The sequence below is a fragment of the Enterobacter cloacae complex sp. I3 genome (assembly GCF_014896175.1).
GTDB lineage: Bacteria > Pseudomonadota > Gammaproteobacteria > Enterobacterales > Enterobacteriaceae > Enterobacter > Enterobacter bugandensis.
The window spans coordinates 1-22,630 of sequence record NZ_JADBQZ010000009.1; the positions used below are offsets into that span (position 1 = coordinate 1).

Consider the following 22,630-nt stretch of genomic DNA (forward strand, 5'->3'; position numbering starts at 1 on the left):
TCTTAGAATCTTACTTTTATGTTTGATTACCATTATTTCTTTAGGCACGATACTTTTTGTGATTTCATTTATTTCAACTGGAATGCAGGAAGGTTTTTTTAGACGGGATTTTTGTTTTCATAATTCCTGCATTTTAAATTTCACTAAAGGTTACTCACAGTCAATATTAATATTGCAAGCAACTTTTATATTGTTGGGGTTAGTGGCTAGCATAGGTGGAATAATTGTTGCGTTACTTGGATATACCAATAGTGTCAGCGTGTCAGCCCTCGGTAACCATATATCGCACTTTAAGATATTTCAAGAGTACTTATCATACGAAATAAATAAAAGAGATCGTCTATCTGCATCTTCATTTGACATATTCAAATGGTATAATATTATTTTTAATAAGTCTCGTTCTGGCTCTACATCCATATCTCAAGACTACTGCAATCTGATTTTAAAAATAAACAGTACCATAAGTGATTCAAATACTGCCTGTTCACAAGCCAAATCAGGTTCTTTCTCTTACGTAAAACATCAAAATAAAATCACAACGTTGCTTCGAGATTTTGGAATAATTCAGCCTCGATTGCCTAGAAATGATTACTATGAGGTCGAAGATCAAGTTTTTGAATTGATAGACAATATAAATAGAGAGTTTTGTTATTCATCATCTATAGAACCATTAGTGAAAAGACTGTATAGATAATGATTGCGGATTAACCAATACAATGGCGGTGGATAGCGAGACTGATGACAATTGGGTTAGCAGTATTTAATAAAAGTCATCAAAAATATGAAAGCGTCATTATAGGTAGCTGACATATTAATCTAAAATGACAATGTCGGCTTTTGCCAAAGAGCAGAAATTCATATCCACCGCCCTTCGCCTTCCCTCCCTTTCGCCGCCACTCTCAGGTATGAATGCGTTTATCACCTTGTTTAGAAAAGCGATGGGCAGCATGGCCGCCCATTACTTTGCCGAACTGAAAAACAGTGGCCGTTAACCCGGCCCCTCACTCCCCGCCGCCAGCAGCGGCACCACCACGTCGCTGATGGGCACCGCAATGCCGTGTTTGCGGCCGTAGCGCTGGATGACGCCGTTGCGGATATCCCACTCCATCGGGCGATCCGCCTGGCGGTCAGCGAGAATCGACGTACCCAAATCCACGGGCGCGCGTTGGAAGTTCGCCAGGATCTCCTGCGCTACGTCATCGTTCAGCTTCGCCCCCTCAGCGCGGGCGACGGTCAGCCCTTCGCGCAGGTAGGCCAGCGCCAGCTCGCTGACATCCTCGCGCCTGAACATCCCGGCGCGGCGGTTGGCCAGCACCATCAGCCCGGCGACCGCGTTTTGCAGCAGCTTGCGCCAGGCGACGGTGGCGAAATCTTCCGAGAGCTCAACCGCGCAGCGCGTATCACGAAGCGCTTCGACCACCCGCTGCGCCTGCGGAACGTCCGGCAGCGTCAGGTGCGGCTTCGCCCGGAGCCAGACGGAGGCATCCGGCTCGCGCTGCGCCGGGAACCAGACCACCGACGGCAGCACCGTTGCGCCACTGACCAAAGGCTCAAGCTGCGCCTTCTGCTCTACGCCGTTTTGCAGCGCGCAGACCACGGTGTTTTCATCGCACAGCGCGCGCAGCCATCCGGCGCTGTCGGAATTTTGCGTCGTTTTTACCGCCACAAAAACAAGATCTGCGGGGCGAGTAATGACGGACGGATCGGTGAATACCGGACCGGGCACAACCGTTTCCCCCTCGTCGTAACGCAGGCGTAATTCCGGATGCGCGGTGCGTCCGCAGAGCAGCGGCATGCGGCCAGCGTCATGCAGCACCGCGGCAATGGTGGTGCCAATCGCACCGGGACCAATCAGCGCAATAACTGGATTCTCAGACATGGTTAACCCCTCTTTTCGCTAAGCCTGCTAACAGTTATACCACCCTGAAAAGTGAGCGCCACGTCGTTGTCTATACTCAACACACAACAGACAACGGAGTGCGCCATGCCTTTACCTGATTTCAAATCCTCTGAACCGTTCACCCTCGGCATCGAACTCGAACTGCAGGTGGTTAACCCGCCGGGCTACGATCTGAGCCAGGACTCCTCTGCCCTCATCGCCGCCGTCAAACACGACATCAAAGGCGGTGAAGTCAAACACGACATCACCGAAAGCATGCTCGAAATCGCCACCGGCGTGTGCCAGAACATTGACCAGGCGGCGGCGCAGTTCTCGGTGATGCAGCAGAGCATCCTGCGCGCGGCGGCGGAGCAGCACATCCAGATCTGCGGCGGCGGGACGCACCCGTTCCAGAAGTGGCAGCGTCAGGAGGTGTGCGACGACGAGCGCTATAACGTCACGCTGGAGCGCTTTGGCTACCTGATTTTGCAGGCAACGGTGTTCGGACAGCACGTGCACGTCGGCTGCCGGACCGGGGATGACGCCATTTATCTCCTGCACGGCCTGTCGCGCTTCGTGCCGCACTTTATCGCCCTGGCGGCCGCCTCGCCGTACATGCAGGGCACAGACACGAAGTTCTCCTCGTCGCGGCTCAACATCTTCTCCGGGTTCCCGGATAACGGCCAGATGCCGTGGGTTAACAGCTGGCAGGAGTTCGAGGGGCTGTTCCGCCGCCTGAGCGCTACCAGCATGATCGACAGCATTAAAGATCTGCACTGGGACATCCGCCCCAGCCCGCACTTTGGCACCGTGGAGGTACGGGTGATGGATACCCCGCTGACGCTCGGCCACGCGATTAATATCGCCGGGCTGATCCAGGCGACGTCCCACTGGCTGCTGACCACGCGGCCGTATAAGCATCAGGAGCGGGATTTTCTGCTGTACCGCTTTAACCGTTTTCAGGCGTGTCGCTACGGGCTGGAGGGGGTTCTGACGGACGTGCATACCGGCGAGCACAAAACCGTGGCGGAGGATATCGCCTGGCTGCTGGAGCAGGTTGCGCCGTCGGCCGAGAAGCTCGGCGCAACGAGCGCAATTAATGAAATTGCCCTGCTGTTAAAGCAGGGCAAGAGCGAGGCGCAGCGCATGCGGGACTTCATCGCCGACGGCGGCTCGCTTATTTCTCTGGTTCAGAAGCACTGCGAGCTGTGGGCGACGAGTCCGTAAGGCCGTGGCCCCACTCGCGCAGGCGCTGGAACAGCACGAACAGCGCGGGGATAAACACAATCCCTACCACGGTTGCCACCAGCATGCCGCTGAACACCGTGGTGCCAATGATGCGGCGGCTCTGGGCACCCGCCCCGGTCGCCAGCATCATCGGCAGGACGCCGATGATGAACGACACGGCGGTCATCATCACCGCGCGGAAGCGGCGCGATGCCCCTTCCCGCGCGGCATCGACAATCGCCATCCCGTCCATCCGCCGCGCGCGGGCGAACTCCACGATAAGAATCGCGTTTTTCGCCGCTAACGCGATCAGCAAGACCAGACCGATCTGCACGTACACGTCGTTGGCGTAGCCCGCCAGCCACAGCCAGACCAGCGCCCCGCCGATGGCGAACAGCACCGAAAGCATCACGCTCGCCGGGAGCGTCCAGCTCTCGTACTGGGCGACGAGGAACAGCCACGCCATCACCACCGCCGCCAGCACAATCCATACCGCCTGGTTGCCGGTCTGCTGCTCCTGATACGACATGCCGCTCCAGGCGTAGTCGTACCCGGCAGGCAGGCTCTGCGCCAGAATTTCGCCCATCGCCGCCATCGCGGTGCTGCTGCTTACCCCTTCCGCTGACGAACCGCTTACCGATACCGACGGAAACTGGTTGTACTGCTGAATAAATGGCGCGCCAACGGTCGGCGTGATGGTGACGAGGTTGCTCAGACGCACCCGCTCGCCGCTGTTGCTGCGCACGAACAGCTCGCTGATTTGCTCCGCGCGCTCGCGCCACTGCATCTCGTTCTGCATCACCACGTGGTAGACGCGGTTGTTGACGCTGAAATCCCCGGCGCGGGTGCCGCCGAAGGCGGTTTGCAGGCTGCTGAAGATGCGCGACACCGGCACGTCGAGCCGGGCCGCACGCTCGCGGTCAACGGTCAGCGTCAGCTGCGGCACGTTGCTGCTCCAGGTGGTGAACACGCGGCTCAGCTGCGGATGCTGGTTGGCTTTCGCCAGCACCTCACGCGTGACGCGCTCCAGCTCCGCCGGGCTCTGCCCCGCCTGCGCCTGAATGCGCAGGTCGAAGCCAGATGCGTTGCCCAGCCCCGGCAGCGTCGGCGGCGCGAAGGTCATGATGGTCGCTTCCGGCAGGGCCAGCAGCTGGCGCTGAAGCGTGCCCATCACCTCGTCCAGCGGCGGGCGCTCGCTCCAGTCTTTCAGCATGATGGAGATAAACCCGCCGTTCGACGCGCTGGTACCATTGAGGATGTTAAACCCGGAGACCTGAATGACGTCTTCCACCGCCGGGTTTTTAGCGATCAGCGCGCGCGCGGTAGCCATCACCGCTTCGGTGCGCTCCAGCGAGGCCGCCTCCGGCAGTTGGACGCTGGCGAAGAAGTAGCCCTGATCTTCCTGGGGCAGGAAGCCCTTTGGCATCGACATAAAGCTGAACGCCACCACCGCCGCCGCGCCTGCGGTGGCCAGCAGCGCCAGCCACGGACGCCGGTTGAATACGCTCACTATCCGGGTGTAAAGCGTGCGCGTGGCGTCCAGCCCACGGTTGAACCCACGAAAAATGGCGGCAGGCTTCGCCGGACGCGGGCGCAGTAGCATCGCACAGAGCGCGGGCGTCAGGGTCAGCGCCACCAGGCTTGAGAGCGTGACGGCGGTGGAGAGCGTCACCGCGAACTGGCGGTACAGCTCGCCCACGATCCCCGGCAGGAGCGCCACCGGCACAAACACCGCCAACAGCACCAGCGTGGTAGCAATCACCGGCCCGGCAATCTGGCGCAGCGCCAGCGCGGTCGCCGCCGTGCGGCTCTGCCCTTCCGCCATCAGGGTTTCGACGCTTTCCACCACCACGATGGCATCATCCACCACCATGGTCAGCGCCAGAATAATGGCGAACAGGCTCAGCGTGTTGGCGGAGTAGCCGAGCGCGTAGAGCACCGCAAAGGTGCCCACCAGCGACACCGGAATGGCGAGGGCGACAATCAGCGTCGCGCGCCAGCTTTGCAGGAACAGGGAAACGACCACCACAACCGCCAGCATGGTCAGCGCCAGCGAGACGCCAATCTCTTTAATGGTGGCGGCAACAAAGGTGGTGGTGTCGAATTTTACCTCGTAGACCAGGTCGTCCGGGAAGCGCGTCGAGAGACGCTCCAGCTCCGCGCGCACCGCGTCGGCCACGCGCAGGGCGTTGGCGGACGGCGTTGGGTAGATGCCAAGGTAAGCAGAGTCATGCCCGTTCAGCTGTGCGCCCGAGCTGTAGCTGCGCGAGCCGAGCTCGATGGTGGCGACGTCCTTCATGCGCACCAGCTGGCCCATCTCCCCGGCGCGAATAATGATGTCGGCAAAGTCTTCGGCCTGGCTTAAGCGCCCCAGCCCGTTGATGGTCAGCGTCTGCTGCTGGCCGTTGAATACCGGTGGCGTACCGATCTGGCCCGCCGCCCCCTGCACGTTCTGCTCGCGCAGCGCCTGCGCCACGTCATCGGTGGTCACGTTCAGGGCGTTCATGCGGTCCGGACGCAGCCAGATGCGCATGCTGTAGTCCCGCGCGCCGAACATCTGCACCTGTCCCACGCCCGGCAGACGCGACAGCGCCTCGCGCACCTGCGTGCTGGCGTAGTTGCTGACAAACAGCGGCGTGTGGGTGTTGTTCGGTGAGTAAAGGCTTACACCCATCATCAGGTTGGTGGCGCGCTTGCGCACCTGCACGCCGTTTTGCTGTGCCTCGGTCGGCAGCTGCGCCACGGCCTGCGCCACGCGGTTTTGCACGTCGATGGCGGCGAGGTCCGGATCGGTCCCCGCCGCAAAAGTGATGTTCAGGCTGTAGGTGCCTTCATCCGAGCTGGTGGACTCCATATAGAGCATGTGATCCACCCCGTTAAGCTGCGTCTCCAGCGGCGTGGCGATGGCTTCCGCCACGTCAGCCGAGCTGGCGCCCGGCCAGCTGGCAGAAACATTCACCACCGGCGGGGTGATCTGCGGATACTGCTCTACCGGAATAATCCTCAGCGCGATGGCCCCCAGCAGGGTGATGACCAGCGCAATCACCATCGCGAAGCGCGGGCGTTTGATGAAAAACGTCAGCATGATGGCTCCTTAATTGAGTATCTGGACGGCAGCGCCGGGCTGCACGCGCTGCGCGCCGTCGGTAATCGCTCGCTCACCGGGCTTCACGCCGGAGGCAATCTGAAACTGCTGGCCGATATGCCCGGCCACGTTCAGCGGGCGCCTTTCGGCTTTGCCGTCGACATTAACGACCCAGGCAAAGTAGCCGTCGCCGTTCTGCTGAACCGCAGCGGCAGGCAGCGTCAGCACCGGCTGCTCGCTCGCCGGACGCAGATAGACATTCACGTTGCCGCCGGGCAAAAGCTGATGGCGCGGGTTAGCAAACTCGGCGCGCAGCATCACGCTGGCGGTGCGCGGATCGATGCGGTTGTCCACGGAGGTGAGTTCCCCGCCGACGCGCTGGCCGTTGCTGTCGATCAGCGCCTGCCAGGCCTGCTTCATGGCGCTGATATCCGCGTGCTGTCCGGCTTTGGTGGCAAACGCCCCCTCTTCCAGCGCAAAGGCGATGCGGATGGGATCGAGCTGCACCACCTCCACCAGCACGCCGCTGGCAGGATTCACCACGCTGCCCACGTGGAACTGGCTGTGGCCCACGCGACCGTCAATCGGCGAGGTGATGCGGGTGTAGTTCAGGGTGACGCTGCGGGTGTCGAGCCGGGCTTTCGCCTGCTCCAGCGCGGCGCTCGCCACGTCGCGCTGCATGCGGGCGTTGTCCACGTCGTGACGGCTGATGGCGTTGCTGTTGCCCAGGCTTTCGAAGCGGGAAAGCTGCTGCTGCGCCTGACGCAGCGTGGCTTCAGCACTTCTCACTTCGGCCTGCGCCAGACGCAGGGCAGCGCGCGGCTCGGCGTCGTCCAGCTCGAACAGCACGTCGCCTTTTTTCACGTACTGCCCGTCGCGGAAGTTGATTTTCGTTATCACGCCTTCCGTACGCGCGCGCAGCTCAACGGTGTGAATGGCTTCGATGCGGCCTGGGATCTGGCGCTCGGCGGCATGGGCGGTCTGCTCCACGGTGGCGACGCGAACGGGGACCGCGGCGGCGAAGACGGGTTGCAGGGTACTGACAAGAAGGGCGAACAAGAGTGGAAGTTTCATGGGAGTACCTCAGCGTTGTTTCTCCCCCCACCCCGGCCCTCTCCCCAAAGGGGCGAGGGTTAGGGTGAGGGGTAAGATTTTCGTTATGCAGCCTTACGGAACCTGCGGGTCAGTCGCTTCTCGATTTCGACGACGAAGAACATCCCCCCAGCCACCGCCAGCGTCACGAACCAGTAGCGCAGCGGCAGCGCTTCGGTGCCGAACAGCATCTGCATAAACGGCAGGTAGATAATCGCCGCCTGGAGCAGGAACAGTACGCCCGTCACCAGCCAGATCCCTTTGTTCGCCAGCAGGCCGCGGTTGAGGGAGAACCCTTCGGTGTTGCGGCAGTTAATCATGTACACCCACTGGGCGCAGACCAGCATCTGCAGCAGCACGGTGCGGATGAACTCCGCGCTGTGGCCACGCGGGGCCAGCCAGGCTTCCAGCGCAAAGGCGGCGATGGCAATCATGGTGCCGACGAAAGCCACGCGCCACACGGCGTAGGCGTCCATCACGTGCTGCCCGGTCTGGCGCGGCGGGCGGCGCATGATGTTGCGCTCGGCGGCCTCAAAGGCCAGGCCGAAGGAGAGCGTGGCGGAGGTCGCCATGTTCATCCACAGAATCAGCACCGGCGTTAGCGGAATGATGTTCCCCGCCAGCAGCGCAATCACAATCAGCAGCCCCTGCGCCAGGTTGGTCGGCATGATGAACAGGATGGTTTTCTTCAGGTTGTCGTAAACGCGACGCCCCTCTTTCACCGCGCTGGCGATGGTGGCGAAGTTATCGTCCGTCAGGACCATGTCCGCCGCCTCTTTGGTGACTTCCGTGCCCTTAATGCCCATCGCGATGCCGACGTCCGCCTGGCGCAGCGCCGGGGCATCGTTTACGCCGTCGCCGGTCATGCCGACGATCTCGCCTTTATCCTGCAACGCTTTCACCAGGCGCAGCTTATGCTCCGGGCTGGTACGGGCGAAAATGTCATATTTCACCGCCGCTTCCGCCAGCTCGGCGTCGTCCATTTTCTCCAACTGATAGCCGGTGACCGCCTGCTCGCTGTTGCTGATCCCCAGCATCTGGCCGATGCTCATCGCCGTCTGCGGGTGATCTCCGGTGATCATCTTGACGCGGATCCCCGCCTGCTGGCAGGCGTTAATCGCATCAATCGCTTCCGGGCGCGGCGGATCCATCATTCCGGCAATGCCGAGGAAAATCAGGCCGTGGCTCAGGTCGTCGTGCGTTAATGCCTGCTCGCCGTTCGCCGGCTTGAACGCCGCGGCGACCATGCGCAGCCCCTGACGCGCATAGCGCTCCATCTCCGTTTCCCAGTACGCGCGGTTGAACGCTTGCGCACCGTTACGCGTCTGCTGCTGGTTGCACAGGGCGAAAATGACGTCCGGCGCGCCGGTAATCAAAATCTGCTCCTCACCGCCAATCTGGTAGTGGGTGCTCATGTACTTGTACTGAGAATCGAACGGGATCTTGTTAATCAGCGTGGTCGCCACCGGCTCGAGGTGGGCCTTGGCCGCCAGCACCTTCAGCGCGCCCTCGGTTGGCCCGCCGGTGATGCCCCACAGGCCACGCTCGTCCTGAATCAGCTGGCTGTCGTTGCACAGGTCAACGGTGCGCAGGTACTGCTCCAGGACGGTGCCCGGCTGGATGTGAACCGGCTCGTCGCTGCCTTCCAGGTAGATATTGCCTACCGGCTCGTAGCTGTTGCCGTCCACGCGGTAGCAGACGTCGGCGGTGATGATGGCTTTTACCGTCATCTCGTTCATGGTCAGGGTCCCGGTTTTATCCGAGCAGACCACGGTCATCGCGCCCAGGGTTTCAACCGTCGGCAGCTTGCGGATAATCGCCCGCTTGCGCGCCATCGCCTGCACGCCCAGGGAGAGGATGATGGAGATAATCGCCGGCAGGCCTTCCGGTACGGAGGCGACCGCCAAGCTGATCAGGGAGAGCAGCAGCTCGCCCATCGGGATCTCGCGGAACATCAGGCTGAAGACGAACAGCGCGGCCATCATCGCCAGAATAATGACGAAGATGGCTTTACCCAGCTTGTCCATCTGCACCAGCAGCGGGGTGCGGTGCTTTTCAATGCCCGCCATCATCTGGTTGATGTGGCCGAGCTCCGTATCCTTACCGGTGGCAATGACCACGCCGATGCCGCCGCCCGCGCTCACGGTCGTTCCTGAGAAGACCATATTGGTGCGGTCGCCCAGCGGTAATTCGCCGCTCAGCGGATTCGTGTGTTTATCCACCACGGTGGACTCACCGGTGAGAATCGCCTCCTCCACGCGTAAATTATGCGCCTCGATTAAACGCATATCCGCCGGAATACGATCCCCCGCGCGCAATACAATAATATCGCCCGGAACTATTTCCGTCGTTGGTATGGTTTCATGGTTGCCGTTGCGAATAACGCGCGCCTCGCTGGAAAGCATATTGCGAATACTCTTCAGCGATTTTTCCGCGTTGCTTTCCTGAATGTGGCCAATTAGCGCATTGATGACCGCCACGCCCAAAATTACCAGCGTATCGACCCAGTGACCCATTACCGCCGTTAATACCGCGGCGGCCAGCAGGACATAAATCAGCACATCGTTAAAATGGGCCAAAAAACGCAGCCAGGCGGGTTTACCTTTTTTCTCCGGCAGCGCATTCGGCCCTGTTTTTTGCAGACGCGCCTGCGCCTCTGCACGATCCAGACCGCTGGCCTGGCTCTGCACGTGGGTAAGCACCTGCTCTGCGGTCTGCTGGTATGCCAGCCCGCCGGAAGGCGGCACGTTTGGGGAGTATTTTTTTTCAGTCATCATATTTTTCCTTCAATTTCCGGTGAACAGAAGCCTGAATTCCTTTCTGGCTTAAATAAATTGATTTTAAAGTCTTGCGGGTAAAATTGATCTACCGCAATATATTTACCACTGGGTTATTCAAAATTGATTAAAATTATTTCGACGAGCTGATTTTTACAAAATATTTCTAAACCAATCCTAAACGAGGGGGAACCATGTTTGGTATTTATCGCGGACGGCGCCTGGCGTTATACATTGTCGCAGCCATTGTTATTGCGACGTTAATTGGATATAGCACCTATATGTTTGTAAAATTATTTTCGTGATGCAGACATTTATTTACATAGCGCGATATTAATTTAATCATCAGGATTAAATTATTCTCCTTTCGCGCATTATTCTTCGGGGGAAGGAATTATTTAATTTAAAAAGGGCCGACGGGTTGATATTGCTTTACGTTAAAGGATGCCGGACAATGACATTTTTAACTGACGATTAACATTACGATGAAACACCCGTTGGAATCGCTGCTGACTGCGGGGGGCATTTTATTGATGGCCCTCATCTCTTGCTTACTGCTACCCGCGCCGTCGCTGGGTCTGGTGCTGGCGCAGAAGCTGGTTCAAACCTTTCATATGGTCGATCTGAACCAGCTCTACACCATTTTGTTCTGCGTGTGGTTTTTACTGCTCGGCGCTATCGAATTCTTCATCCTGCGTTTCGTCTGGCGCCGCTGGTTTTCACTGGCGTCGTAGGCCAATAAAAAAGCCGGGTAGCAGCGATGCCTTACCCGGCCTTTGTTTCGTCAATTTCAATGCGCCCGACTATGGTTCTCTTTGCGGTAAGCCCCGGGCGGCTGATGGAAGGTGCGGGTAAAGATGCGTGTAAAGGTCTGCTGCGATTCAAAGCCGTAGCGCAGGCAGATTTCGTACACGCGCTCGTCAGATTCACGCAGATCCCGCGCCGCCAGCAGCAGCTTGCGCTCGCGGATGTAGCGCCCCAGGCTTTCGCCTTTGTACTGCATAAACAGCCGCTGTAAATGCCACTTGGAGTAACCCGCGTGGCGGGCGATCTCTTCGATGCGTAGCGGCTGGTGTAGGTTGTCATCGATCCATTCGACAATGGTATCAATGACCTGAGCGGAAATCGTCATGCTGCTCTCCCCCTCTGTTTCTTGGTTCAACATTATTCCCACCACTCACGAAATTGTTGCGTGCTATCGCTCACCCGGACCGGCTCACCCAGCTCCGGCGTCAGCAGCCGATAATTTTTGTCCTTGCTGGCCCGCGCCAGCTGGATCAGCGGATCGTTCCAGGTGTGTTTCGCCAGCACGAAGCGTCCGTTATGCCCCGGCACCACCGCTTTCGCATTGAGGTCCGCCGAGGCCTGCGCCGTTTCATCCGGCAGCATGTGGATGTACTTCCAGTCCTGGTCGTACTGGCCGTTTTCCATGATGGCTAAATCCACTTCGCCAAACTGCTCGCCGATGGCCTTAAAGTGCGGGCCATAACCGGAATCGCCGCTGTAGTAGACCTTCTGCTCTGGCGTGACAAACATGAAGCTGCCCCACAGGGTCTGGTCACGCTTAATGCCGCGCCCCGAGAAGTGGCGCGCGGGCAGGACATGAACCGTCAGCGCATCGCTGATATGCACCGACTGGTTCCAGTCCCGTTCGTCGATAATCTCAGGCTTCATTCCCCAGTAGCGCAGGTGGGATCCCACGCCGAGCGGCGTAACGACGCGCTTCACCTTCGGCAGCAGCGCCCGGATGGTGGCGTAGTCCAGATGGTCGTAGTGATCGTGCGAGATAATCAGCAGGTCGATTTCCGGCATGCTCTCCGCGCGCCACGGATACTCTCCCGCAAACGCTTTATTGAGGAACGAGAACGGCGCGGCGTAGTTGCCGAGGACCGGGTCGATCAGAATGCGTTTTCCCGCCAGCTGCATATACCACGAGGAGTGGCCGAGCCACACCAGCGTATCCTGCTCCAGAGGCAGGCTCGCCAGATCGGTTTTCACCAGCGGCAGCGGCTGCGCCGGACGAGCGTTTTCGGTTTTACGGGTCAGGAACTGCCACCACGCCACCAGCATGTTTTGCTGCCCGGTAAAGCCAGGCGTCGGGAGCGCGTTGTGGAACTTCCCGTCGCGATAGTGCGGAGAAGCCTCCACTTCGGTGAGCTGCGCACCCTGCGGCGGCTGGCCAAATCCGGCATTCAGAACAAACGGTAAACTCGCAGCTGAAGCAATAATCATGAGGAACACCACGCAGATGAAGAGAGGCTTTTTCATATCCTGACCCGAAAACGCGCGCCATCCGATGGTTTACGCGAGGGAAACTTGATTATGAGTGAGTAAGCACTCATTATAGATATGATGATAAAGTCGTCAAGACGTTTTCGATCTTTGACATTCCGCGTTGCAGCGTGTCAAAGCACGTGTTTCAATCAGGGTTTTTATAATTGAAAGGGGGAAAAATTTAGTGGCACGTCCGAAGAGTGAAGATAAAAAACAGGCCTTACTGGAAGCCGCGACGGTGGCATTTGCACAGTCAGGTATTGCCGCCTCAACGGCGTTAATTGCCCGTAATGCGGGCGTCGCTGAAGGCACGCTGTTTCGCTACTTTGCTACTAAAGACGATCTGCTGAATGCCCTTTACCTGCACCTCAAGCAGGATCTCTGCCAGACCATGCTGGCGAACCTCGATCGCACCCTCACGCTTCCTAAAGAGCATACCCGCAATATCTGGAACAGCTACGTGGACTGGGGGATTCGTAACCCCGTGGCGCATGCGGCGATCCGCCAGATTGGCGTGAGTGAAAAGCTGAGCGCTGAAACGGAACAGGCGGTGAAAGAGATGTTCCCGGAACTTCACGAGCTATGCCGCCGTTCGGTGCGCCCGGTGTTTATGTCCGATGAATTCAAAACATTTGGCGATGCGCTTTTCTTATCGCTGGCGGAAACCACCATGGAGTTTGCCACCCGCGATCCGTCCCGCGCCACCGATTTTAAAGCGCTGGGTTTCGAAGCCATGTGGCGCGGGCTGGCTCAGGAGGATAACGATGGACAGTAAATCCCTGCAGGCGCACGCAAAACGCGTCGCGCTGGAGATGCCTTTCACCGAACACTGCTGGCCGTTTGGCCCCGAGTACGACGTGTTTAAGGTGGGCGGGAAAATTTTTATGCTGATGGCCACCGCGCACGGACGCCCCCACGTTAGCCTGAAATCCGACCCGGAAAAATCCCTGTTAAATCAGCAGATTTACCGTGGCGTTGAGCCGGGCTACCACCTCAATAAAAAACACTGGATTTCGCTCTACGGCACCGAGGACATCACGCCAGAACTGGTCGCCGACCTGATCGAGGATTCGTGGAACCTGGTCGTCGATAAGCTGCCGAAAAAAGACCAGAAATGGATACGCCCTGCCTGATTGTTCGTCTGTGCCGAACAGTATAACCGCTCGAATCGCACTTATCTTTTGCCGCTTCGCGCGGTAATCTGCTCTCCTTTCGCGCCCGCGCACGGGCGAATTTCATTACCAGGAGTAGTCATGGATATCATTTCTGTCGCCCTGAAACGCCACTCTACCAAGGCGTTCGACCCAACCAAAAAACTGACCGCTGAAGAAGCAGAGAAAATCAAAACCCTGCTGCAGTACAGCCCGTCCAGCACCAACTCCCAGCCGTGGCACTTCATTGTGGCCAGCACCGAGGAAGGTAAAGCCCGCGTGGCGAAATCCGCGGCGGGCACTTACGTGTTCAACGAACGCAAAATGCTGGACGCCTCTCACGTGGTGGTGTTCTGCGCGAAAACCGCGATGGACGACGCCTGGCTGGAACGCGTTGTCGACCAGGAAGAGGCCGATGGCCGTTTCAACACGCCGGAAGCTAAAGCCGCGAACCATAAGGGCCGCACCTACTTCGCCGACATGCACCGCGTGGATCTGAAAGATGACGACCAGTGGATGGCGAAACAGGTTTACCTGAACGTCGGTAACTTCCTGCTGGGCGTGGGCGCGATGGGTCTGGACGCGGTGCCGATTGAAGGCTTTGACGCGGCGATTCTGGATGAAGAGTTTGGCCTGAAAGAGAAAGGCTTCACCAGCCTGGTGGTGGTCCCGGTCGGGCACCACAGCGTGGAAGATTTTAACGCCACGCTGCCGAAGTCTCGTCTGCCGCTGAGCACGATTGTGACCGAGTGCTGATTCAAACGGGCCGCTGCACGCGGCCCGTTACGTTTTACTGATAACCAGCCTGCGGTGTGGATGTACATCGCGATCGCTTCCCCAGGCAAAGGCAATCCAGCGCTCTTCCAGCTCGGCGTAAGAGTTTACGGGCGTTAACGTCCATTCTTCTCCCACTGTACCGTCTGCCACGCTAATGCGATAGTTCATGGTGAACGCCCAGTCGATCATGCGCAGCCAGAACCGTTGCCCGTCCCCCGTTTGCTCGCTGTCGGAGACTACGATGTCGTATTCGCTGAGCACCCACTGGAAAAATAATTGCGGTAATCCGCTTATTACGCGCTGGTGGACGGCGCGCGGGGTGCGCCATACCATCACCTGCGTGGCGGCACCGTGGGGAAAGGTAATTTCTTTATGAAATGTAAGCTTCACGGCATACGCCGTATAAGGCTTACCGTCATCGGTAGTCACGAGACGATATTCATCACCATAACGCGATTTTAAAAGCCGGTATCCGACAGGCAGCAAGAACCCCGGCAGATGAAAATCCGCAGTACCCCGCGCCAGAAATGCTTCGGTATGTTCGACGTTTCGGGAGATAAGCCCGAGTTTTTGGCTGAACTCTGCGGAATCAATCATTAGTGGCGACATTAGTTGTTTCTCATCGCATAAGTATAGTCAACTTAACTTCCAATAGAAATCGCGTAAATTCAGCAAGTTGATTAAGCGTCAATAGAGCGTAATCTGCGGATGCTTTATCCCGCACACCAGCGCATAACGCGTTAATGTATCGAGACTCGCCCGGGTAATATTCGCTTCCATTCTTGATACCGTTGGTGCGCTGACGCCCATCCGCTCCGCCACCTGGGCGCGCGTCAGGCCAGCATGATTGCGCCATTGCGCCAGCATCTCCCGCAAACGCTCCTTGCGCTCTTCTGCATCAAAGGAAGCCTGAACCTCTGAATCGCTTAACAGTTCAGCCCTGAGTTCATCCCAGTCAATAATCTTCTTGCTCATCCAACATCTCCTGTTGTCGCTTCAGTGCCAGACGAAGTTCAGCAGAGGGCGTTTTTTGCGTCTTCTTAACAAACACGCGCAAGAGAAAAATCGTGTTTTCCCGCTGGTAAACATAGATACCTCGGGTATGGATCAGCCCAACGGTCCATATTTCAAACAGGCCATGCGGCAATGGTTTGCTGTCAGGTTCCCGAAGAACCGTCGGGTTTAAACGCAATTTATCAAGCTGGCGAATCAGCTTCGCCTTCACCCCAGCAGGTAGTAAGAGAATCTCTTCCCTTACCGCCTCATGAACGATAAGTCTGAACACAATATTTCATCCCTGATGATATTAGCATATAAGGCAATTTGCATTAAAGGCTAATTTAGCTTTTCGTGTCCCACCTTACCCATTTTTAACAGGAAGAACCGGAGCCGCTTTGATTACCTGAAAGCGCCTCGCAAAAAACTTACTTCCCCTGCGCCGCCAGCCATTCCATCGCCCTTTCCCCCGCCTCATCCACCGGGAGATACACCAGTAGCCGCGATCCGTTTCGCGGCGCGGAGTACCAGTACATCTGCTGCAGCGTAAAATCTCCCAGTTCTGGATGGGTAAACAGCTTGAGCTGGTTCTCCACGCCGCGCACGTCGTTGCGCTGGTGCCACAGGGTTTTGAACTCTTCGGACACCGCGAAGAAGCGCGCCAGTTTGGCTTCCCACAGCGGGTCGCCCCGGTGCTCGGCCATCGCCGCGCGGAAATAGGAGACGAAAATCGGCAGCACGTCGTCGCGTCTGCCGAGACGCGCGCGCCACGCCGGATGGGTAAGGAACAGGTAAATACAGTTGCGGTCTTCCGGCGGGATATCATTGAAATCAACGCCCATCAGGTGCCCGAAGCTGTCATTCCACGCGACGATGTCGAAGTTGGGCTTCTGAATGCTGGCGGGTTTAGGCATCAGGGTATCGAGCAGGCGGCGCGTGCCTTCGCTGATACCCTCGCAGCAGACCGCCTGCGGGGCTTCACCCGGCGGCAAGCCGGCGAGCACGAAAAGATGCCGGGCCTCGGTCGGGGTGCACTGCAGCGCTTTTGCGATGGCGGCCATCACTGCGCTGGAGGGGTTGACGTCCCTGCCCTGCTCAAGCCAGGTGTACCAGGTCACGCCCACGTCAGCGAGCATCGCCACCTCCTCCCGGCGCAGGCCCGGCGTGCGCCGTCGACCGCTGCGCGGCAGGCCGAGACGCTGGGGATCGAGGCTTTCCCGCCGGGCACGTAAAAATGCCCCCAGCTGTTTTCGGGTGTCATCCTGAAGTGAGGTGACGGGTTCAGACATCAAGGCCATAAATCCCCCTGCATGGTAGTGCCAGTACCAGTATAAGCAAGAACTGGTACCCGTTTATCAGATGGTTGATGCTACGACCATCTGATGAATGACGCAATGGAGTTACCATGAATACGTCAGTTGTTTCACCGGGTCGCGCAGGCCTGATATTGCTGTTAACCGGCCAGATGCTGCCGATGATTGATACCTCAATCACCAACGTGGCGCTGGACGCCATCACCCACTCGCTGCATGCCACCGCCACCGAGCTGGAGCTCATTGTCGCTCTCTACGGCGTGGCCTTTGCCGTCTGCCTTGCGCTCGGCAGCAAGCTGGGGGATAACCTTGGCCGCCGTCGCCTGTTTATGTGGGGCGTGGCAGTTTTTGGGCTGGCCTCGCTGCTGTGCGGGATGGCGGGAAATATTGAACAACTGCTGGCCGCACGCATCGTTCAGGGCGCGGGGGCAGCGCTCATCATGCCGCAGATCCTCGCCACGCTGCACGTCACGCTAAAAGGTAGCGCCCACGCGAAAGCCATTAGCCTGTTTGGCGGCATTGGCGGGATTGCGTTTATCGTCGGGCAGATGGGCGGCGGCTGGCTGGTGTCGGCGGATATCGCCGGGCTGGGCTGGCGTAACGCCTTCTTTATCAACGTGCCGATTTGTCTGGTGGTGCTGGCGTTAAGCCGCCGCTACGTGCCGGAAACCCGTCGTGAAACACCGTCGCGCATCGACTGGACAGGCACCGTGCTGCTGGCCCTCATTCTTTGCTGCCTGCTGTTCCCGATGGCGCTCGGTCCCCAGTGGCACTGGCCGTGGTCGCTGAAGGTTATGCTTCTTGCCATTATTCCGCTGGCCTGGCTGATGGCGCGGAACGCGCGCAAAAAGGAGAGAGAGAATGCCCATCCGCTGATCCCGCCACGCCTGCTTCAGCTTCGCAGCGTTCGCTTTGGCATCGTGATTGCGCTGCTCTTTTTCAGCGTCTGGTCCGGGTTTATGTTCTGTATGGCGCTGACCATGCAGACCGGTCTGGGGATGGCGCCATGGCAGTCCGGGAACAGCTTTATCGCCCTGGGCGTGACCTATTTTATCTCTGCCTGGTTCGCGCCACGGTTGATTGCCCGCTACAGTACCAGCACGATTCTGCTGACGGGTCTGGCAATTCAGATAATCGGCCTGCTGGCGCTCATCGCGACGTTCCGGATTTGGGGCGTAAACAACACCGCGCTGACGCTGACCCCTGCCACCGGGCTGGTGGGCTACGGCCAGGCGCTGATTGTAAACAGCTTCTACCGCATCGGGATGCGCGACATCCAGCCTGACGACGCAGGGGCCGCAAGCGCCATTCTCAGCACGCTGCAGCAGGCCGCGCTGGGTCTGGGACCGGCCATTTTCGGGGCGATTTTGCTGCACGGGCTGCAGCATTACCACGGGGATTACGCGCAGGCGATTACCCTTTTCCTGGCGGTGGAAACCGGCCTGATGGTTATCCTGGCGTTGGCGACGCTGCGCATGCGTCATCGTCTCTGCCTGCCGGTAGTGAAGGTCTGTGAGGCCGCCAAATAACCCTGTGAATTTGCATAATAGATCCGCAGCCGCCATTATGGGGCTGCAACAATACAGGAGACGTTATGCAGGAATTAATTGCTCAGGTTGAAGAGTTAGGGATTGAAATTAATCACACCACCTCTTTAGTGATTATCTTTGGTATTATTTTTCTCACCGCCATCATTGTTCATTTTATTTTGCACAAACTGGTGCTGCGCGCATTCGAGAAACGCGCGCAGGCCAGTAGCCATTTATGGCTGCAAATCATTACCCAGAATAAATTATTTCACCGTCTGGCCTTTACCCTGCAGGGGATAATCGTCAACGTTCAGGCGGTACTGTGGTTGCAAAAAGGCAGCGAAGCGGCGGAAATACTCACCACCTGCGCGAAGCTGTGGGTGATGGTGTATGCCCTGCTCTCCTTCTTCTCGCTGCTGGACGTGATATTTAATCTGTCGCAAAAGATGGCGACCGCCTCCCAGCTGCCTCTGAAGGGGATCTTCCAGGGCATCAAGCTGGTGAGCGCTATCCTGGTGGGGATATTGATTATCTCCCTGCTGATCGGCCAGTCCCCGGCGATTCTGATCAGCGGTCTGGGTGCGATGGCCGCCGTCCTGATGCTGGTGTTTAAAGACCCGATACTCGGCCTTGTGGCGGGTATTCAGCTTTCCGCCAACGACATGCTCAAGCTCGGCGACTGGCTGGAGATGCCGAAGTACGGCGCTAATGGTACGGTGACGGACATCGGCCTGACGACCGTTAAAGTACGCAACTTCGATAACACCATCACCACCATTCCGACGTGGGCGCTGGTCTCCGACGCCTTTATCAACTGGAGCGGGATGTCCGCCTCCGGCGGGCGACGCATCAAGCGCAGCCTGAATATCGATACCACCAGCATTCATTTTCTCGACGAGCAGGAGCAGCAGAAGCTGATTCAGGCGAAACTGCTGAAGCCTTATCTGGCCGCGCGGCATGAGGAAATTAGCCTGTGGAATCAGCAGAACGGCGAAGGGGAATCGGTATTAAACCTGCGCAAGATGACCAATATCGGCACCTTCCGCGCTTACCTGAATGAATATCTGCGTAACCATCCGCGTATTCGTAAAGATATGACGCTGATGGTGCGCCAGCTGGCGCCGGATGCCAACGGGCTGCCGATTGAAATATATGCCTTTACCAATACGGTAATCTGGGCGGAATACGAAGATATTCAGGCCGATATCTTCGACCATATTTTCGCGGTAGTGGATGAGTTTGGCCTGCGTATTCACCAGTCGCCTACCGGGAACGATATTCGCTCCCTGGCAGGCGTTATTGCCAGATAATCAGGTGCTGGCGCGGGAAATAAAGCGCCAGTCCATCATTACCCTTTCCGTGGGCGCATCCGGGTTGTCGATTTTGTTTAAGAGAAGATTGACCGCCTTGCGCCCGATATCCCGCGACGGCTGTTCGATGGTGGTAAGTGAAATCATGTCCGCCAGCTCCGTACCGTCAAAGCCGACCACGGCAATATCCTCTGGCACCCGCAGACCTGCCTGCTGAATGGCGCGCAGCGCGCCCGCCGCCAGCGTATCGGAAACGGCAAATACCGCATCCGGCGGATTAACTTTTAACAGGTTTTGCATCGCCGCCATGCCCGCCCCGGAGCTGAGATCGCTGGCATACTCCACCGCCTGATAGTCCAGATCCCGCAGGTGGATCACGCTCTTGTAGCCGCGTTCGCGCAGGCGGGCATATTTGTAGCTGAGATCGTGGTTGATCATCGCGATACGCTTGCGGCCTCCATCGGCCAGCTGGCTGACGGCATGCTGTGAAGCGTCCACATCATTGATGCCGACGCAGGAGACCGCGCCCGCATCGGCGTATTCGGCGCACTGCACCCACGGTGCAGAACCAATCAGCGCGGCAAGTTCCGGCAGCTTCGAGAAGGCGTCCATGGTGATAATGCCGTCGACGATTTTGCCGGAGAGCAGGCTTAAGCCCGAGCGGGAGCGCTCGATGTCCGAGCCGGAGTTGCACAGCAGAATGCGGTAGCCGTTTTTCTCCGCCTCGGCTTCGATGCCCTTCACCACTTCGGCGCAGAACGGGTTGGCGATGTTGGACACCATCACCAGGATCATATAGCTGCGGGCGGTGCGCAGCTGACGGGCGAGCAGGTTTGGCTGGTAGTTGCTCTCCTGAATCGCCTGCAGAACGCGCTCGCGGTTTTTCGCCTTCACGGTGTCGCTGTTATTCAGCACGCGGGAGACCGTCGCCACGGAGACCCCGGCCAGCTGAGCGATTTTCTGAATTGACATAGCGACGATACATCCTGCGGTTAGCGTTTTGTGCAGGCTACCATAAATTTGTTGCCCGGCGAACCGGGCAATGCGTCAGCATTCCACGCGCACCCAGCGCTGCTGCTGATGGCTTTTCACAATGGCATCAATGATATACATCACGTTTGCGCCATCGTGAAACGTCGCAAACTGCGGCGTCTCCGGCATTGTGCCCGCCTGCACGGCGCGGTAGAACTGCGCCATCATATTTTTGAAGGCATCCGGCCAGCCTTCAATGTGCCCGCCGGGGAAATGGGCGCTGTCGGCCACGTCAGGGTTCATCAGCCCCGGATCGTCGGTGAGCGTCTGGTTTGCCTGCGCACGATGGCCGATCCACAGCTGCTGCGGCACCTCCTGGTCCCACGCCAGCGAGAGCTCGCTGCCGTTGATCTCAAACGTCAGGCGGTTTTTACGCCCGGCGCTCACCTGCGAGACGCTAAAGCAGCCCTTGCTGCCGTCGTCAAAGCGGAACAGCACCGAGCCGAAGTCTTCGGTCGTGACCGGTTTGTCTTCATACTCCGCCTGTTCGTCATGGGAGAAGGTTTGATTCCCGCCCTTGCTGGCCCTGCGCGTCGGCCAGACGATGGATAAATCAGCCATCACCTCGGTAATGCGCCGCCCGGTGACGAACTGCACCGTGTCGCACCAGTGGGAGCCGATATCCGCCACCGCACGCGATGCGCCGCCGAGCGCGGCATCCACCCGCCAGTTGTAGTCGGTTTCCAGCAGCATCCAGTCCTGTAGGTAGCTGCCGTGTGAGGCAAAAATCCGCCCGAGGCTGCTTGCGCGCAGCATGCTCGCCGCCTGACGCACCATCGCAAACTGGCGATAGACGAAGCTCACGCCATGCACCACGCCCGCCTGCTCCGCCAGCGCCACCAGCTCGCGCGCCTCCTCAGACGTCATGCACAACGGCTTTTCGGAAAACACGTGCTTGCCCGCACGCAGGATCTGGCGGTTAATCTGTGCGTGCAGGTGGTTCGGCGTGCAGTTGTGCACCACGTGCAAATCAGGGTGCGCGAGCAACTCCTCAACGCTGCCGTACGCGTGCGGTACGTTTAGCAGGCGCGCCTTTTCCTGCGCCTTAACGAGCGAGCCGTCACACAGCGCGACCACCTGAACAAACCCGAGGCGCCTGAGCGCCTCGATATGTGCCGGGCCAATAAACCCGCTGCCGACGATCCCGACGTTAATCATGACTGCCCCCTGCGGCGAAATCATCAAACGCCCGTCCGGAAACGGGAATGATATGGCGGCGGATAAATTCGCTGCCTTCACTCGCCCCGGTATCGCCGTCCTTCAGGCAGCACTCCCACTCCAGCACCGCCCAGCCGTCGTAGTCGTACTGGGTCAGCTTGCTGAAAATGCCCTTAAAGTCGATCTGCCCGTCACCGGGCGAACGGAAGCGACCGGCGCGGTTGATCCACGGCTGGTAGCCGCCGTACACGCCGCTGCGCCCGCTGGGGCGGAACTCGGCATCCTTCACGTGGAACGCTTTAATACGCGCATGGAAGATGTCGATAAAGGCCAGATAGTCCATCTGCTGGAGCAGCATATGGCTCGGATCAAAGAGGATGTTGCAGCGCGGATGGTTATCCACCAGCGCCAGAAAACGCTCGAAGGTCACGCCGTCGTGCAGATCTTCCCCGGGATGCAGCTCAAAGCAGACGTCCACCCCCTGCTCGCCAAAGCTATCCAGTATTGGCCGCCAGCGGGTTGCCAGCTCCTCGAACGCTTCCTGAAAACGCTGCTCATTATGCGGCGGCCACGGATAGAAAAACGGCCACGCCAGCGAGCCGGAGAAGGTGGCGTGCGCTTTCAGACCTAATCTTGCCGAGGCGACCGCCGCCTGCTTCAGCTTCTCCGTGGCCCACGCCCGACGCGCCGCATCGTTACCGCGCACGGACGCGGGCGCGAAGTGGTCAAACGCGTCGCTGTAGGCGGGGTTCACCGCCACGAGCTGCCCTTCCAGATGGGTAGACAGTTCGCTAATGACCAGCCCGTGCGCGGCCAGCGTAGCGGCGATGTCATCGCAGTAGGCCTGGCTCTCCGCCGCTTTCTCGACGTCAAAGATGTGCGGATGGTTGCAGGGGATCTGCACCGCCTTATAACCTTTACCTGCCGCCCATTCAGCCAGCCCGTCGAGCGAATTAAACGGCGCTTCTGCGCCAATAAACTGCGACAGAAAAATGCCGGGTCCTTTCATTGTCCTCATACCACCTCCTGA

The 22,630-nt window shown here is 58.4% G+C and carries 22 protein-coding genes; 9 read left to right on the forward strand and 13 right to left on the reverse strand.

The features are described from left to right. Both IM271_RS20190 and IM271_RS20195 read left to right on the forward strand, forming a co-directional pair. On the forward strand, positions 1 to 694 hold a 694-nt coding region (locus tag IM271_RS20190; protein WP_226858961.1), incomplete at its 5' end, for a retron Ec48 family effector membrane protein. A gap of 133 nt (positions 695 to 827) precedes the next feature. Next, on the forward strand, positions 828 to 992 hold the full coding sequence (locus IM271_RS20195) for a hypothetical protein (protein ID WP_226858962.1): 165 nt from the start codon (positions 828 to 830) through the stop codon (positions 990 to 992). Here IM271_RS20195 and IM271_RS08415 read toward each other — a convergent pair. Next, positions 989 to 1,879 (reverse strand): oxidoreductase, encoded by an 891-nt coding sequence (locus IM271_RS08415; protein ID WP_028012258.1) that lies wholly within the window; start codon positions 1,877 to 1,879, stop codon positions 989 to 991. The two genes, IM271_RS20195 and IM271_RS08415, sit on opposite strands and share 4 nt — an antisense overlap. A 105-nt stretch (positions 1,880 to 1,984) precedes the next feature. Between IM271_RS08415 and IM271_RS08420 the strand changes: the two genes are divergently transcribed. Next, positions 1,985 to 3,106, forward strand: coding sequence for a YbdK family carboxylate-amine ligase (locus tag IM271_RS08420; protein WP_028012257.1), 1,122 nt, complete (start codon positions 1,985 to 1,987; stop codon positions 3,104 to 3,106). On the opposite strand, the gene IM271_RS08425 is transcribed toward IM271_RS08420, so the two are convergent. From IM271_RS08425 to IM271_RS08435, 3 genes are all read right to left on the reverse strand, one after another. Then, positions 3,057 to 6,191: an efflux RND transporter permease subunit gene (locus IM271_RS08425; protein WP_193052442.1), complete on the reverse strand. Its 3,135-nt coding sequence runs from the start codon at positions 6,189 to 6,191 to the stop codon at positions 3,057 to 3,059. The genes IM271_RS08420 and IM271_RS08425 overlap by 50 nt on opposite strands. Positions 6,192 to 6,200: 9 nt before the next feature. Then, positions 6,201 to 7,265, reverse strand: a complete 1,065-nt coding sequence (locus IM271_RS08430) for an efflux RND transporter periplasmic adaptor subunit (RefSeq protein ID WP_193052443.1) — start codon at positions 7,263 to 7,265, stop codon at positions 6,201 to 6,203. Positions 7,266 to 7,348: 83 nt separating this feature from the next. After that, the gene (locus IM271_RS08435; protein ID WP_193052488.1) at positions 7,349 to 10,057 is read right to left on the reverse strand and encodes a cation-transporting P-type ATPase; all 2,709 of its coding nucleotides are present in this window, start codon (positions 10,055 to 10,057) and stop codon (positions 7,349 to 7,351) included. Positions 10,058 to 10,545: 488 nt separating this feature from the next. Here IM271_RS08435 and IM271_RS08440 point away from each other — a divergent pair, with 488 nt between their 5' ends. Beyond that, positions 10,546 to 10,794, forward strand: a complete 249-nt coding sequence (locus tag IM271_RS08440) for a DUF1158 domain-containing protein (RefSeq protein ID WP_041910998.1) — start codon at positions 10,546 to 10,548, stop codon at positions 10,792 to 10,794. Positions 10,795 to 10,850: 56 nt separating this feature from the next. Here IM271_RS08440 and IM271_RS08445 read toward each other — a convergent pair whose 3' ends face one another. Next, a complete protein-coding gene (locus IM271_RS08445; RefSeq protein WP_028012253.1) occupies positions 10,851 to 11,192 on the reverse strand; it encodes a RamA family antibiotic efflux transcriptional regulator in 342 nt (113 codons plus the stop codon). 32 nt (positions 11,193 to 11,224) lie between these two features. Continuing rightward, positions 11,225 to 12,328: a RomA family MBL fold metallo-hydrolase gene (locus IM271_RS08450; RefSeq protein WP_048960930.1), complete on the reverse strand. Its 1,104-nt coding sequence runs from the start codon at positions 12,326 to 12,328 to the stop codon at positions 11,225 to 11,227. Between the two features lie 190 nt (positions 12,329 to 12,518). Between IM271_RS08450 and IM271_RS08455 the strand changes: the two genes are divergently transcribed. The 3 genes from IM271_RS08455 to nfsB all read left to right on the forward strand — a co-directional run bounded on the left by IM271_RS08455 (position 12,519) and on the right by nfsB (position 14,241). Next, entirely contained in the window at positions 12,519 to 13,109 is a 591-nt protein-coding gene (locus IM271_RS08455; protein ID WP_028012251.1) for a TetR/AcrR family transcriptional regulator, read from the forward strand. Beyond that, positions 13,099 to 13,467 (forward strand): MmcQ/YjbR family DNA-binding protein, encoded by a 369-nt coding sequence (locus IM271_RS08460; RefSeq protein WP_028012250.1) that lies wholly within the window; start codon positions 13,099 to 13,101, stop codon positions 13,465 to 13,467. Before IM271_RS08455 ends, IM271_RS08460 begins: the two co-directional genes overlap by 11 nt. Before the next feature lie 120 nt (positions 13,468 to 13,587). Next, complete coding sequence (gene nfsB, locus IM271_RS08465) at positions 13,588 to 14,241, forward strand: oxygen-insensitive NAD(P)H nitroreductase (RefSeq protein ID WP_047367650.1); 654 nt, start codon at positions 13,588 to 13,590, stop codon at positions 14,239 to 14,241. A gap of 27 nt (positions 14,242 to 14,268) precedes the next feature. On the opposite strand, the gene IM271_RS08470 is transcribed toward nfsB, so the two are convergent. The 4 genes from IM271_RS08470 to IM271_RS08485 all read right to left on the reverse strand — a co-directional run bounded on the left by IM271_RS08470 (position 14,269) and on the right by IM271_RS08485 (position 16,556). Continuing rightward, positions 14,269 to 14,871 carry a hypothetical protein gene (locus IM271_RS08470; RefSeq protein ID WP_045260722.1) on the reverse strand — a complete coding sequence of 201 codons (603 nt, stop codon included), beginning with the start codon at positions 14,869 to 14,871 and terminating at the stop codon, positions 14,269 to 14,271. A gap of 78 nt (positions 14,872 to 14,949) precedes the next feature. Continuing rightward, a complete protein-coding gene (locus tag IM271_RS08475) occupies positions 14,950 to 15,237 on the reverse strand; it encodes a helix-turn-helix domain-containing protein (protein ID WP_028012247.1) in 288 nt (95 codons plus the stop codon). After that, positions 15,218 to 15,547 (reverse strand): type II toxin-antitoxin system RelE/ParE family toxin, encoded by a 330-nt coding sequence (locus IM271_RS08480; protein WP_193052444.1) that lies wholly within the window; start codon positions 15,545 to 15,547, stop codon positions 15,218 to 15,220. Before IM271_RS08480 ends, IM271_RS08475 begins: the two co-directional genes overlap by 20 nt. 139 nt (positions 15,548 to 15,686) lie before the next feature. Then, positions 15,687 to 16,556, reverse strand: coding sequence for a helix-turn-helix transcriptional regulator (locus tag IM271_RS08485; protein ID WP_069733226.1), 870 nt, complete (start codon positions 16,554 to 16,556; stop codon positions 15,687 to 15,689). Positions 16,557 to 16,663: 107 nt separating this feature from the next. On the opposite strand from IM271_RS08485, the gene IM271_RS08490 reads away from it, so the two are divergent. Both IM271_RS08490 and IM271_RS08495 read left to right on the forward strand, forming a co-directional pair. Beyond that, positions 16,664 to 18,100 carry an MFS transporter gene (locus tag IM271_RS08490; protein WP_193052445.1) on the forward strand — a complete coding sequence of 479 codons (1,437 nt, stop codon included), beginning with the start codon at positions 16,664 to 16,666 and terminating at the stop codon, positions 18,098 to 18,100. 65 nt (positions 18,101 to 18,165) lie between these two features. Then, entirely contained in the window at positions 18,166 to 19,410 is a 1,245-nt protein-coding gene (locus IM271_RS08495) for a mechanosensitive ion channel family protein (protein WP_041911005.1), read from the forward strand. Here IM271_RS08495 and IM271_RS08500 read toward each other — a convergent pair whose 3' ends face one another. The 3 genes from IM271_RS08500 to IM271_RS08510 all read right to left on the reverse strand — a co-directional run bounded on the left by IM271_RS08500 (position 19,411) and on the right by IM271_RS08510 (position 22,618). Continuing rightward, the gene (locus tag IM271_RS08500; protein ID WP_193052446.1) at positions 19,411 to 20,382 is read right to left on the reverse strand and encodes a LacI family DNA-binding transcriptional regulator; all 972 of its coding nucleotides are present in this window, start codon (positions 20,380 to 20,382) and stop codon (positions 19,411 to 19,413) included. It lies immediately after the preceding gene. A gap of 75 nt (positions 20,383 to 20,457) precedes the next feature. Then, positions 20,458 to 21,600: a Gfo/Idh/MocA family protein gene (locus IM271_RS08505; protein WP_193052447.1), complete on the reverse strand. Its 1,143-nt coding sequence runs from the start codon at positions 21,598 to 21,600 to the stop codon at positions 20,458 to 20,460. Beyond that, positions 21,593 to 22,618 (reverse strand): sugar phosphate isomerase/epimerase, encoded by a 1,026-nt coding sequence (locus tag IM271_RS08510; RefSeq protein WP_193052448.1) that lies wholly within the window; start codon positions 22,616 to 22,618, stop codon positions 21,593 to 21,595. Before IM271_RS08510 ends, IM271_RS08505 begins: the two co-directional genes overlap by 8 nt. Positions 22,619 to 22,630 lie beyond the last annotated feature (12 nt).